The following is a 13,519-nucleotide window of genomic DNA, read 5'->3' as shown; positions in this document are numbered from 1 at the left end:
AACGTTAATAAGAATGAAAAATAATAAGAAAAAAAGTGTATTTATAGACGGGGCTATCTCTTCGGCATTTATAGCAGATTCAATCGCAAAACATCAAACGAAAACAAGTATTGGGGCTCATAATATATTTTTAGGACAAGTACGTGCAGATGAGGTAAATGGTAAAAAAGTAAGTGCTATTGAATATACAACGTACGAAGAAATGGCCAACAAAAAATTTCATGAAATTAGAGAAGCAACTTTCGAAAAATATAACCTTACCTGCATGCATATTTATCACAGTATAGGTAATGTTAACGCTGGTGAAATTTGTTTGTTTGTATTTGTGTCTGCTACGCGTAGAAAAGAAGTATTTCCGGCAATAGAATTTGTGGTAAATGAAATAAAGGCACAGGTTCCCATTTTTGGAAAGGAAGTGTTTGAAGATGAAAGCCATCAATGGAAAAGTAATACCTAAATCTTAAATTAATATGGTAGATATTACCCTTAAAAATAATACCCTTAGAGTTGCTACTGCCCAAGCTACTGTTTTGGTTAGTTCTATAGATACTATAAAAGCTATAGAAGAAAAAACAGTACCCAAGGGCGATGTTTTTGCAATGAGCAAAGCTGCAGGTTTATTAGGCGTTAAAAAAACGCCAGAGCTATTACCAGATTGTCATCCCTTACCAATAGAGTTTACTGGGATTGAATACACTGTTAATGGATTAGAAATTACCGTTTTGGTAACTATAAAAACTATTTACAAAACAGGAGTAGAGGTAGAAGCTATGCATGGAGCAAGTGTAGTTGCTCTTAATATGTATGATATGTTAAAGCCTATTGATAAGGGAATAGAAATTTCGAATATAAAATTACTACACAAAAAAGGGGGAAAATCAGACTATACAGATCGTTTTCGAAAAGATATTACCGCTGCGGTTATTGTTTGTTCGGATACTATTTCTGCTGGGCAAAAAGAAGATAAAGCTGGTAAAGCTATTATTGCAAAATTAGAAAGTTGTAATGTTTCCATTGCTGATTATTGTATAATTCCGGATGAGATTAATGATATTCAGGAAAGGTTAAAACAATATCAAGAAAAAGGGGTAGACCTTATTATTTATACTGGTGGTACGGGTCTGTCTAAAAGAGATTTTACACCAGAAGCTTTAGCGCCCTTATTAGAGCGTAAAATACCTGGTATAGAAGAAGCCATAAGAGCATATGGACAACAGAGAACACCATATTCTATGTTGTCGAGAAGTGTAGCAGGTACCTATAAAGATAGTTTGGTATTAGCATTACCCGGCTCCACAAATGGAGCTAAAGAGTCTATGGAAGCTATTTTCCCAGCAGTATTGCATTTGTTTAGGATTTTTAAAGGAGCAAGACACGATTAATGGGGCCAAAAACAAATACACTAACGGATACTTTTGGAAGAGCACATTCCTACTTAAGAATATCCTTAACCGAACGTTGTAATTTACGGTGTACGTATTGTATGCCGGCTGCGGGAGTACCCTTGTCTCCTAAAGCCCATTTAATGACTGCGGATGAGGTATATGCTATCGCAAAAACTTTTGTAGACCATGGAGTTACTAAAATTAGACTTACGGGTGGAGAACCCCTTGTACGTAAGGATTTTAGGGAAATACTGCAAAAATTAGCTTCCTTACCAGTACGTATGGGAATTACCACTAATGGTATTACTGTAGATCGCTTTATAGCCGATTTTAAAAAGAATAATTTAAAGGATATAAATGTAAGCTTAGACTCCTTAGATGTTCAAAAGTTTAAAGATATTACTCGTAGAGACTATTTTGAGAGGGTGTATAATAATATACTTCTGTTGGAAAAAGAAGGCTTTAACGTTAAAGTAAATGTTGTTCTAATAAAAGATTTTAATGATAGTGAAATTGTCGATTTTATTGGGCTTACGAAAGATTTAAATATAAGTGTACGTTTTATTGAGTTTATGCCTTTTGATGGTAATAAATGGAACGTAAAGAAAATGGTTTCCTATGCAGAAATAATGAAGCTTGTGAACACTGCATATACTTCAGAAAAATTACTCAGACTACAAGATGCACCTAATGATACTACTAAAAACTATAGCATAAAAGGGTTTAAGGGTAGTTTTGGGATTATATCATCTGTTAGTAATCCGTTTTGCGATTCTTGTAATCGCTTACGTTTAACAGCAAATGGTTGTTTAAAAAATTGTTTGTTTTCTAGTTCTGAGTCTAATCTTCTAGGTTTATTTCGTGAAGGAAAATCTATAATTCCTTCTATAGCAAAAGCCGTAAAAGCCAAGCAAAAAATTAGAGGAGAAATGGATACTTTAGAGAAACTAAAGGAAAGCAATTTACATTCTAAAAACCGTAGTATGATAACTATTGGCGGTTAAGGCATATAAGAAGACTTTAAAATAGGTCTTTATGCATAAACAGACTATGTAGTCTGTTTTTTAATATGGTATTAAAAGTTAAGATTAGGTTACTACAGATTAAAAACGTTAAAGTCTCGGTAAGTTGTTGTAAAGAGCGTGCTTTACGTCAATGATACATTGTAAAGATACTTAGTGGTTTGTTTTATTGGAGGATGTAAAGTGATTATGGAGGTAAGTAATATAGGTCAATAGCTACATACGCAACTGTAAATATCTTCAACGGAATGAAATTATCTCTTTAAAAAGATTAGCATAGTCGGTTCGAGCGAAGTCGAGAACTATTCGTTAGTTATAAATAGGCTAGGGCTCCGCTCAGCATAATATTTACAAAAATTTGAGGTGTAATCCGGGTAACTATCTACTAACATCTATTGAATAAATAGAATAGTAACAAGCTAGAGTTTTTTTCTTGTACTTTAATAATTGCAACTAGAATAGATATAGTAAAGCCCTCATTAGAGGGCTTTATTTTATTAAGTAGGATACGTTAAATTTGGTTTACACAGTCTATAATATAACATAAGAGTTATGTTAAAGATTCGCAGTAAGAGGCCTTATTTAAGTATCAAAAAAATAAGGTTTTTATTCGGGACAAAACATTTAGTTTTAAATACAAAACGAATGTATAGACGAAAAGGATAATGCAAAAAATTTTGTTGTAAAATGGCCTATTTCTGTTGCGTAATCCGTTAAAAAGCATGTTTTATCGCTGAAATACATATATTAAAAAATAATAGAAATAAAAAAGCCCTTTTGGGAAAGGGCCAATTTTTTAGTTAAGTAGGTATTCTGTAAAATTTGGGTCCGAAATTTACTCGATAATCGAGGTTATTTATCTCGGTAATTCTTTTAGGTTAAGTATCATTTTTTGGGGAAAAGACACTTGGTTTTTTTTGGTTAAGTTCTAGCATTCATTTGGGATAAACACTATATCTTAATTACATTACAAAGATAGTATAGGAGATAAGTTTTTGCGCAATTTATGTTGTGAACGAACTCTATAATGTTGTGAAAAATACGAGTGGTATTCTTTCTTCGATGAACCGCAGTTTTAAAGTTGTTGTTTTTTATTTTCAGAAAATGGGGCTGTAGAAATAGTTTTTAATTCTCTATACATACTAAAGAGTAAAAACGAGGGAAAAACCTACATTTTGTAAGTTAATTATTTCCTACATTTACCGTGAGTTTTGTAATTTACATGTATAAATAATTTAAAATGCATGTTATTATGAAAACAAAAAATTTTTTAGCAGTAATCGCGGTAGTATTTTTAATTGGCTTTGTAAGTTCTTGTACAAAAACAGACACCGCTGAAACAGAGACATTGTATGGAATGGATAGAGGAATTCAAAGGCCTGGGACTCAAAAATAGATTAGAAAATAGAAGAGTTTTAGCTTCGATATTTGTTGCCTTGTCTGGATTATTATTATACCTAGACAAGGTTTTTCTATTATTAAATATAGAAGGAAGCAATACTTTTGGTTTTAGTAATTATTCTAATTTTATATGGGCTTTTACGCAATCTATTGCACCAGTAATAATGATTATTGGTTTTCAATTTAAGCCATATCTACTTTCTTTTTTGATTCCAATATATTGTTATGCTGTTCAAATAGTTTGGATTTTTCAACCACAGTTTTATTTTGATGAAATCTACTTACAAATTTACGCTATAGGTTCCTGTCTTAGCTTTTTATTATTAATGTATCTAATAAAAAAAATAGCACTGTGGCATAATCATCAAACAACACTTAAAAAAGAATTTCAACAAGAGGCACAAGAAATACTACACATATTAAAGGCCAAAACGGTATCTGAAAATTAAAAACCCTACTATGCAAGATTTAATTAACCAAATTAAAGAAGTACGCCACCAACTTAGCGCTGGCGATTTATCTGTGGAAGAAACCATTATTGTACTAAGTACTATAATAGATGAATTTAATGAAAGAGACGAGGAAGGAGATAGCGAAAAGGGCTATTTAAAAAGCTTGTTTACGAATAAAAAAGTAAAAGAAATAAACGCTAAAAATGAGGCTGCGAAAAAGCGTGTTAAAAATCTTAAAATATTAACCTTATTACATGATCTAGGTCTAGATCAATTAACAGAAAAGGATGTGACTAGGGTTTTGGCTGGTGTATAATAAGTCTTATTTCATAGAGTTTTTAAGTAACAGTTGCTCTTGTAATAACTCTACTTTTGCCTGATTAACAAGTGAATTTTTGTAAATTTTAAAGATTTCATTCTTTTCAAACTCTTCAATATGATTTACAATAAACGTTGTTATTTCTTCTATTGTAATTCTATTTTTCCCTTTTGTGTCTAGACAAACCTGCCTTGATACATTTTTGCGGTCGTCAGAAACATATTTTTGATCACTATTACCAATGATAAACTCGTAATTTATTTCTGGCTTTACTAAAGTAATGCTATGCGCTAGTTTAGAAGATATTTTTTTGGTGTAGCCTTTACTAATATTACTTATAGTAGATTTATGTACATTTAAAATAGTGGCAAGCCCTGCTTTATCTGTCTGAAATTCTGAAAGTAAAAAGTCTATAATTTCGTTAGTTTTCATAAATATTTGTAGGACTTTATTTCAAAAAATGTACTTTTATGTACTACTGTGAACTATTTTTTATTACTTTTACTAATAAGAAACAAAAGATAAGTAAATTATTTTAAGCCACAATCTGTTACATAATCCATATCTTAATTGCACCGATATAAAAAGGTGATTTTTAAATAGGTAACATGCAAAATAAATTATTTATAATAGATATGGATTGGTTGTGCTTTTAAGTGCTACTATGTTTTATAAAAATAGGATATGAGCCAAGAGTTTTATGAGATTTTTGATTTAAAGGAGTTACATCTAAAACTATATCTAGACAAAAATTCTAATTTGTATTATCGAGAAGATACAAATGAGATTTATCCTTTAAAGCAAATGCCATGGAGATTACAAGCGCCTTTTTATTTTAAGTTTTTACATAGCCAACAATTAGGAGATTTATTTAAAGATCACGATGTTATTGGTGGTATAGATTTGTTTGTAAAATGGAAGTATTGCTTACAGGAAGATTTGAATATTACTTCGGGTTTAGTGGCTGTGTAGTATTTTGTCATAAAAAAAGCCCTTTTGGGAAAGGGCCAATTTTTTAGTTAAGTAGGTATTCTGTAACATTTGGGTTCGAAATTTACTCGATAATCGAGGTTATTTATTTCGGTAATTTTTTAGGTTAAGTATCATTTTTTTGGGGAAAAGACACTTGGTTGTTTTTTCGGTTAAGTTCTAGCATTTATTTGGGGTAAACACTATATCTTAATTACATTTCAAAGATAGCATAGGAGATAAGTTTTTGCGCAATTTATGTTGTGAACGAACTCTATAATGTTGTGAAAAATACGAGTGGTATTCTTTCTTCGATGAACTGCAGCACAGGGACTTAAATAAGCAATAAAACTATTTTAAAATATTGCAATTGTAGGGCATAAAAAAAGCCCTTTTGGGAAAGGGCCAATTTTTTAGTTAAGTAGGTATTCTGTAAAATTTGGGTTCGAAATTTACTCGATAATCGAGGTTATTTATTTCGGTAATTTTTTAAGGTTAAGTATCATTTTTTGGGGAAAAGACACTTGGTTGTTTTTTCGGTTAAGTTCTAGTATTTATTTGGGATAAACACTATATCTTAATTACATTTCAAAGATAGTATAGGAGATAAGTTTTTGCGCAATTTATGTTGTGAACGAACTCTATAATGTTGTGAAAAATACGAGTGGTATTCTTTCTTCGATGAACTACACTTTTTATAATTTATTTTATCTTTTACAGGCAAAAAAAAGATGCAATATATTACTATTACATCTTGTTGTTCTATTCTAAAAGATAACACTATCCTTTATCTTTAATACTCATCCAAATGTTCCGGGTATAAGAAATTATTATACGGAAACCGTGTTACATGAATATCGCGAACTTCATTATAAACTCGTTTTCTAAATTCATCTAAATTCTCTTTGTTTAGTGCGGATATAAAAAGGGCTCTATCTCCTACTTTTTGCATCCAAGTTTTTTTCCATTCTGCAATAGTAAAGTGTTTTGAGGTTTTTTCTGTTATTAGGTCATCTTCCTCTATAGTCTCATGTTTGTACTGGTCAATTTTATTAAACACCATAATAGTTTTCTTATCCCTGCTTTTTATCTCGGATAAAATTTTATGAACAGAATCTATATGTTCTTCAAAGTTTGGGTGGCTAATATCTACAACATGTAACAGTAAATCGGCCTCTCTGACTTCGTCTAACGTACTTTTAAAACTCTCTACCAATTGGGTTGGTAGTTTCCGTATAAAACCAACTGTATCACTTAAAAGAAAAGGCAAGTTGCCTATAACTACTTTACGTACGGTAGTATCTAATGTTGCAAAAAGTTTGTTTTCTGCAAAAACATCACTTTTACTTATAACATTCATAAGTGTAGATTTACCTACATTGGTATAACCCACTAAAGCAACACGTACTAATGCCCCACGATTTCCTCGTTGGGTGCCCATTTGTTTATCAATTTTTAGTAATTTCTTTTTAAGTAGCGTTATACGGTCGCGGACAATACGCCTATCTGTTTCGATTTCTGTTTCTCCTGGGCCACGCATACCAATTCCCCCTTTTTGTCTTTCTAAGTGTGTCCATAGTCCAGTTAATCTTGGTAGTAAATATTGGTATTGTGCTAACTCTACTTGGGTTCTAGCGTAACTAGTTTGCGCGCGTTGGGCAAAAATATCTAGAATTAGGCTGGTCCTATCAATAATTTTACATCGTAATTGTTTCTCTATATTTCTTTGTTGCCCGGGAGTAAGCTCATCATCGAAAATAACAGAACCTATTTTATTAGCTTCTACATAAGCCTCAACTTCCTCCATCTTACCACTACCAATTAGAGTTTTAGGATTTGGCACATCTATCTTTTGTACAAAGCGTTTTAATACTTCGCCACCAGCAGTATAGGTAAGAAATTCTAGCTCGTCTAAATATTCCTTAACTTTCTCTTCATTCTGTTCTTTGTTAATTACGCCTATTAGAACAGCCTTTTCATAGGCAGTGGTCTTCTTTTCTATCATAAATTCTATAAAGTGCAAAATTAAGCAAATCTCACCTAGCTATTTTGTAAATTTAGCACCCCAATACAAAATGCATGCGTTTTTCCTTATTTAAACAAAAGAAAGAACCACAACTTTACACGGTTGCGTTCTACAATCTAGAAAATTTATTTGATACTGTAGATGATGAAAAAACTTTAGACGATGATTTTACCCCAACTGGGTATAAGAAATGGACTAAGAAAAGATATCATAAAAAGTTGTTTAAACTTGCTAAGGTAATTAGCAAAATTGGATATGAATCTGCAAATACTCCTCCTGTGTTGGTAGGTATTGCCGAAGTAGAAAATGAAGAAGTAATAAAAGACCTTTTATACACTGAGCCTTTACGGGATATAGATTATGGATATGTACATTACGATTCGCCAGACGAGCGTGGAATAGATACGGGATTATTATATCTTAAAAGTAATTTTGAAGTTATACATTCTGAGCCAGTAACTCTTTTGATTCATAATTTAAAAGGAGTAAGAGATACTACTAGAGATATACTTTATGTAAAGGGTAAACTTAATGGAGAAGTGGTACATCTTTTTGTGAATCATTGGCCTTCTAGACGAGATGGTAGCTCAGAAACAGATTATAAAAGAGTAGAAGCAGCCAAAACCGTTAGAAAAGTTATGACCGAGATAGAAGAAGCGGAGGTAGATCCTAATTATATAATAATGGGTGACTTTAATGATAATCCTAGCTCGGAAAGTATACAAACATTAATAAAAGATACTAATCTGTACAACCCAATGGAGAAATTGCATACACCAAGTCATAAAGGAAGTACAAATTATAAGAAAAGTTGGAGTTTGTTTGATCAGATTATGGTTTCTCATAATTTCTTTAATTATGAAAAAGGAACGCATAGTTTTGCGCATGCCAATATATTCGATGATACCTTTTTAACAGAATTTAAAGGGAAGTATAAAGGTAGCCCTTATAGAACCTATGCAGGAAGTAAATATTTGGGAGGCTATAGCGACCATTTTCCTGTTTATATTCAACTTAAATTAAATTCTTAGCACAAGAAATTGTAGAATTTTTTGAATAGGAATATTCTTACACATCATATTTTTGCACTTTCACAACAACTAGATTAAATTAACTATGTAGTTCATCGAAAATTGTCTATTGTTTTATAGTAACTCTTATTACTAAAATATATTTGTAGTCCAAATCTTACAATGTATTTTATGACCTCCAGACAACCTTTTTGTCTATGGTTTTATAAACTAGTAATGTGCTTTTTATTTGTATTAAGTTCTTTACTTTCTTATAGCCAAACAAAGACACAAAAAATAAATATTACTAAGGAGTATAACACTTCTAACTTAAAGAAAATGGTTTCTAAATTAGAAAGTCAATTTTCCCAAAAGCAAAAGCAAATAAAATCTTTAGCCCAAAAGAATGGATGGCAATTAAAAGAGGAGTTGCCAAATGGGAGTGCCATTGAGTTATTAGATATAGGAGAAGATGGAACCCCAATATACTACACTACGTTTTATGATCATGTAAGCGCTACTACTAGAGCAAATTCGCTTTATGAAGATGGATTATTGCATTTAGGTATTACAGGAAAAGGAATGCAAGTTGGAGTATGGGATTCTGGTGTTGCCCGTAAAACACATACAGAGTTCGATTCTCGGGTAACTATTGCGGATAAAACTACCAAACTTGGATCACATCCTACTATGGTAATGGGAACGTTAATTGCATCTGGTAAAAAAGATAGGGCCAGGGGGGTAGCTTACGAAGCAACAGGAATTACAAGCGACTGGAGTAGAGATAAAATTGAAGTGGCCGAAGCAGCTGCAAACGGACTTTTATTATCAAACCATTCTTATGGGATTATTACAGACCGTGTACCAGACTGGTATTTTGGCTCTTATTTACGTGTTACCAAAGATTGGGATAATATCATGTATAATGCTCCGTATTATCTTATGGTAACAGCAGCAGGAAATGCTCAGAAATCTGGAGATAATGAAGTACCAATTTCTGAGGCGATAGGCAAAGGTTACGACATGCTGTTAGGTTTTGCTACTTCTAAAAACGGAATTACTGTAGCTGCAGCGGAAGCAAAAATTGATACTGATGGCGCTTTGGTCAAAGCGACCGTAGCGGCATATAGTAGTTTTGGGCCTGTAGATGATGGTAGGATAAAGCCAGACATTGCTGGTCAAGGGACCAATGTTTATGCAGCATATTCTAATAGTGATACGAGTTACAATTCGTCTACTGGAACCTCTATGGCTACGCCTGGAATTACAGGTTCCATGTTATTGTTGCAACAGTACCACAATGATTTATATGGTTCTTTTATGAAAGCAGCTACATTAAAGGGGTTGGTGCTACATACAGCAGATGATGTTAATGAAGCCGGACCAGATTACCAAATGGGTTGGGGAGTAATGAATAGCAAAAGTGCCGCTGAGGTATTAGCAAATAAGGAGTTTAGCTCTATTATAAAAGAAGAAAGTATTGCCCAAGGAGAAACATATAGTGTTACAGTTACCATACCCGAAAACCAAAAACTAATGGCTTCTATCTCTTGGACAGATCCCGTTTCTAGTTTTATTAATAGAGATGTAGTTAATAATACTACTGCAGCATTAGTTAACGATTTAGATATAAGAATAACCCAAAACTTTGGCACATATTATCCATGGAAACTCAGTGCATCAGAGGCAACAAAAGCGGCTAGCAAGGGCGATAACAGAGTAGATAATTTTGAGAAAATTGATATTGAAAACGCCGTAGGAGAGTATACAATTACTATAACTCATAAAGGAGAGCTCACTAATGCTATGCAAAATTTTTCATTAGTTGTTTCTGGTATTTCAGTGACCGAGTGTAAGGTTTTTGCACCGTCTAATTTGCAATTACAAGGGGAGGCAGGTACTATTTCTTTGGAGTGGGATACGATTACAGATGCAATGTATGAAGTACAATATAAACCATCTAATTCCAAGGATTGGATTATAAAATATACCGATAAGAATATTATTGAACTACCTGGTTTAGTGAAGGATATGTCTTATGATGTTCGTTTACGCACCTTTTGTACGGAAAATAAAGCATCGGAGTTTTCTATGGTGTATTCTTTTGTTTTTGCCGGTTTAGAAACTATTTTGGAAGATATTAATGAGGAGAATTCTTTAAAGGAGACACTACCTAGTATATCTGTTTACCCGAATCCTACTACAGATATAATTCGTATTAATGGAGAGAAAGAAAAGGATAGTCATTTTCAGATTATTTCTACATCTGGCTTGGAAGTAGATAATGGAGAAGTGCCAGAAAAAGGTATTCCAGTCTCTAACTTATCCTCTGGGCTTTATATTTTGGTAATAGATACTTCTAAGGGAATATCTACTACAAAGTTTTATAAAGATTAAATACGTTTAATTTCTGAGTCTACCAGAAGGTTATCGTTTCGTAGTCTTAGAAAAACTTGAGCAGTAGTAATAACATCTAATTCGCAATATTTACAAATACGGTCTATATCCTTATCTTCATAGAATACTTGTCTAACCATGCTACCATCTATATCTTCCTTAGGAGAAGGAATACCTAATACATTCGCCATAAGCTTAAGAGAAGTAAAATGCTTATAGTCGCCAAATTTCCATAGTTCCATGGTATCTAAATGCGGAATTTCCCAGGGTTTTTTGCCAAACATATTTAGTTTATAAGGTAAATCTATACCATGTATTATCATTCTACGAGCTATATAAGGAAAATCGAATTCCTTACCATTATGCCCACAAAGTAAATGTTTTGTGCTACTAAAATGAGAGTTTAACAAGTTTTTAAATTCTTTTAAAAGGGTGTCTTCTTCCCCATGAAAAGTAGTAACTCTAAAAGTTCTTATGTCTCCTTTAAAATTAAAATATCCAACAGATATACAAACAATTTTACCAAACTCTGCCCAAATACCTGCACGATCGTAAAACTCCTCTGCAGTAAATTCATCTTTACGTTGGTATCTAGATTTTTGTTCCCAAAGTTCTTTTTTATCGGCATCTAAACTGCCAAAATGTTCTTGCTCAGGAACCGTTTCTATATCTAAAAATAGAATATACTCAAGGTTGGTTTTTTGCAACATAGCTTATTTTTCTTTTATAAATAAAAAGGCTTTAAAAGAGGTAAATGTAATTTTCTTATCGGTTTTAATGTTAAAACTTACCTCAGATAAAAATAAGTTAATTTTCATTGTTTTATTTTCCGTTGTGAAGTTAAAATTAGAGTCATCTAAATTATTTAGGTTGTCCGTTTTTTCAGATAATTCTAATAACTTTTGTTTAATAGGAATCCTTATGTGCTTTAAAGAATCCTTTTTAGTATAAATGTCTATTTCTATGGTATTCATGTCTAAAAGTATATCATATACTCCAGCATCAATAGTTTTATTGGTATTGTAATAATTGAGATAGGTAAAATAATCATAGTCAGCAATAGATGTGGATAGCTTAACATTGCTATAGTTACTTTTGTTATAATATATTCTGTTGCTAGAAGCGTTATTGGTTAGAGAGGCTGAATCAAGTTTAATATCTAGTTTTTTCCAAATTTTATATTTGTTTAAATAGCCAAACGTATTATACTCATAGCCTTCTTCTCTAAAGTCTTCTATATTTAATTGGGTAACGGAGTTTAAGTTTGTTACTTTTTTTCGTTCTTCTAAAAAGGTTAAAATAGATTTTAGTTGGTATAATTCTGATTGACTTGCAGTATTATTATTTTCTTTTACTTTATTAAATATTTCCTCGAATTGCCTTGTTTGGCTAGCGTTAGAGACACTATGCGCTCCCCAAAAACCAAATGAAGAAAAAATTGCAATTGCAAATAAAGAAATAGGAATTGTTCTTAAAGCTTTTTTCTTGCTAAGTAATATGTATGCTATCATGGCAACATTCCAAATAGCAATTGCTAATACAAAATATCTGTTTTCTGTAATTCCATAATCATTAATTCTCCTAAAAATGGCAACAAAGAGTAATATGTTTAACGGAATTAATAAGAGGTAAAACCAAGGAAAAAACCTATTGATTGTCCACGATTTTATACTTTTTTGAATGGGGTTTATTATTATTTGAATTACATATCCTAAAACAGATAGTGCAATTACTAAATAGGAAACCCAACCTTTAGGCAATTCCCATTCTATAACAATTTTGGCACTATATGCATATAATATTAATAGGTAAAGAATAACTAACGGTATTAATATATATTTTACCAATACCTCAATTGCTTTGTTAAGCTGTATGGTGGTATTCTGCATTACATTTTTAGGAAAATCTGCTAAATATATCCACGTATTTACAATACCTAGGCAAAATATAAACAACTGTCCATATCTTCTTCTTTTTATGTTTATATCAAAAAGAGCCTCAATAGCAATTAAGGCTAAAACTAACCCTAAGAAAAGAATACCTGAAAAAAACAGACTTCTAGTTATAGCTACTCCAGTTAGGTTTAAGTAATTCCAATAGGCATTTTTATCCCATTTAACTAGAAATGGAGCAAAAAGAACAAATAAATGCCCTGCAATAAGGTAAAGGAAAAATCTAGTAAGGTATATAGGGTTTTGTGTATAATGGTATACACTAGGGTAGTACCAGTAAAAAAGACCTAATAGAGCAAGGACTACTACTTTTAACCAGAGCCATTTTTTCTTGTTCTTAAATTGTTCTACAAAAAATTGAATGCCAATTAGCCAGCTTATACCCAAGCTTAGCGTGAGTAATACATTTGATTTGTCCTCAAATAAATCTAACGAAGAATCTCCTACAATACTCATACAATATAAAGAGCCTAGAATAGACCACACTAATGTAATAGGAAAACGTTTAAAAGCACTTTCTGCTTTAGTGGTAATTTCTGTTAAAGATGGTATTTTCATTATATTAAAAATAATGGTTTCAGTAACA

At 31.9% G+C, this 13,519-nt stretch carries 13 protein-coding genes; 9 read left to right on the top strand and 4 right to left on the bottom strand.

Annotated elements, in window-relative coordinates; translation table 11 throughout:
- Positions 1–13 precede the first annotated feature (13 nt).
- From Q0856_RS12105 to Q0856_RS12080, 6 genes are all read left to right on the top strand, one after another.
- A complete protein-coding gene (locus tag Q0856_RS12105) occupies positions 14–457 on the top strand; it encodes a molybdenum cofactor biosynthesis protein MoaE (protein ID WP_298505352.1) in 444 nt (147 codons plus the stop codon).
- Positions 458–470: 13 nt separating this feature from the next.
- Positions 471–1,382, top strand: a complete 912-nt coding sequence (gene moaCB, locus Q0856_RS12100) for a bifunctional molybdenum cofactor biosynthesis protein MoaC/MoaB (protein ID WP_298474816.1) — start codon at positions 471–473, stop codon at positions 1,380–1,382.
- Positions 1,382–2,389 (top strand): GTP 3',8-cyclase MoaA, encoded by a 1,008-nt coding sequence (gene moaA, locus Q0856_RS12095; RefSeq protein WP_298505350.1) that lies wholly within the window; start codon positions 1,382–1,384, stop codon positions 2,387–2,389. Before moaCB ends, moaA begins: the two co-directional genes overlap by 1 nt.
- A 1,270-nt stretch (positions 2,390–3,659) precedes the next feature.
- Positions 3,660–3,803 (top strand): hypothetical protein, encoded by a 144-nt coding sequence (locus Q0856_RS12090; RefSeq protein WP_298505347.1) that lies wholly within the window; start codon positions 3,660–3,662, stop codon positions 3,801–3,803.
- Positions 3,760–4,257, top strand: a complete 498-nt coding sequence (locus tag Q0856_RS12085) for a hypothetical protein (protein WP_298505344.1) — start codon at positions 3,760–3,762, stop codon at positions 4,255–4,257. The genes Q0856_RS12090 and Q0856_RS12085 overlap by 44 nt, the downstream gene beginning before the upstream one ends.
- 10 nt (positions 4,258–4,267) lie before the next feature.
- Positions 4,268–4,576 carry a hypothetical protein gene (locus Q0856_RS12080; RefSeq protein ID WP_298505341.1) on the top strand — a complete coding sequence of 103 codons (309 nt, stop codon included), beginning with the start codon at positions 4,268–4,270 and terminating at the stop codon, positions 4,574–4,576.
- Positions 4,577–4,582: 6 nt separating this feature from the next.
- On the opposite strand, the gene Q0856_RS12075 is transcribed toward Q0856_RS12080, so the two are convergent.
- The gene (locus Q0856_RS12075) at positions 4,583–5,011 is read right to left on the bottom strand and encodes a hypothetical protein (RefSeq protein ID WP_298474807.1); all 429 of its coding nucleotides are present in this window, start codon (positions 5,009–5,011) and stop codon (positions 4,583–4,585) included.
- A gap of 252 nt (positions 5,012–5,263) precedes the next feature.
- On the opposite strand from Q0856_RS12075, the gene Q0856_RS12070 reads away from it, so the two are divergent.
- Positions 5,264–5,551, top strand: coding sequence for a hypothetical protein (locus Q0856_RS12070; protein WP_298474805.1), 288 nt, complete (start codon positions 5,264–5,266; stop codon positions 5,549–5,551).
- Between the two features lie 790 nt (positions 5,552–6,341).
- Here Q0856_RS12070 and hflX read toward each other — a convergent pair.
- Positions 6,342–7,553, bottom strand: coding sequence for a GTPase HflX (hflX, locus tag Q0856_RS12065; protein ID WP_298474803.1), 1,212 nt, complete (start codon positions 7,551–7,553; stop codon positions 6,342–6,344).
- A gap of 74 nt (positions 7,554–7,627) precedes the next feature.
- Here hflX and Q0856_RS12060 point away from each other — a divergent pair, with 74 nt between their 5' ends.
- Positions 7,628–8,605 carry an endonuclease gene (locus Q0856_RS12060; RefSeq protein WP_298505339.1) on the top strand — a complete coding sequence of 326 codons (978 nt, stop codon included), beginning with the start codon at positions 7,628–7,630 and terminating at the stop codon, positions 8,603–8,605.
- 216 nt (positions 8,606–8,821) lie between these two features.
- Complete coding sequence (locus Q0856_RS12055) at positions 8,822–10,981, top strand: S8 family serine peptidase (protein WP_298505336.1); 2,160 nt, start codon at positions 8,822–8,824, stop codon at positions 10,979–10,981.
- Here Q0856_RS12055 and Q0856_RS12050 read toward each other — a convergent pair.
- Positions 10,978–11,691, bottom strand: coding sequence for a 3'-5' exonuclease (locus Q0856_RS12050; RefSeq protein WP_298505333.1), 714 nt, complete (start codon positions 11,689–11,691; stop codon positions 10,978–10,980). The two genes, Q0856_RS12055 and Q0856_RS12050, sit on opposite strands and share 4 nt — an antisense overlap.
- 3 nt (positions 11,692–11,694) lie before the next feature.
- Positions 11,695–13,491 carry a DUF4153 domain-containing protein gene (locus Q0856_RS12045; protein ID WP_298505331.1) on the bottom strand — a complete coding sequence of 599 codons (1,797 nt, stop codon included), beginning with the start codon at positions 13,489–13,491 and terminating at the stop codon, positions 11,695–11,697.
- Positions 13,492–13,519 lie beyond the last annotated feature (28 nt).

The organism is uncultured Maribacter sp., from assembly GCF_947496775.1.
Lineage (GTDB): Bacteria > Bacteroidota > Bacteroidia > Flavobacteriales > Flavobacteriaceae > Maribacter_B.
This window is presented reverse-complemented; position numbering and strand designations above follow the sequence as displayed.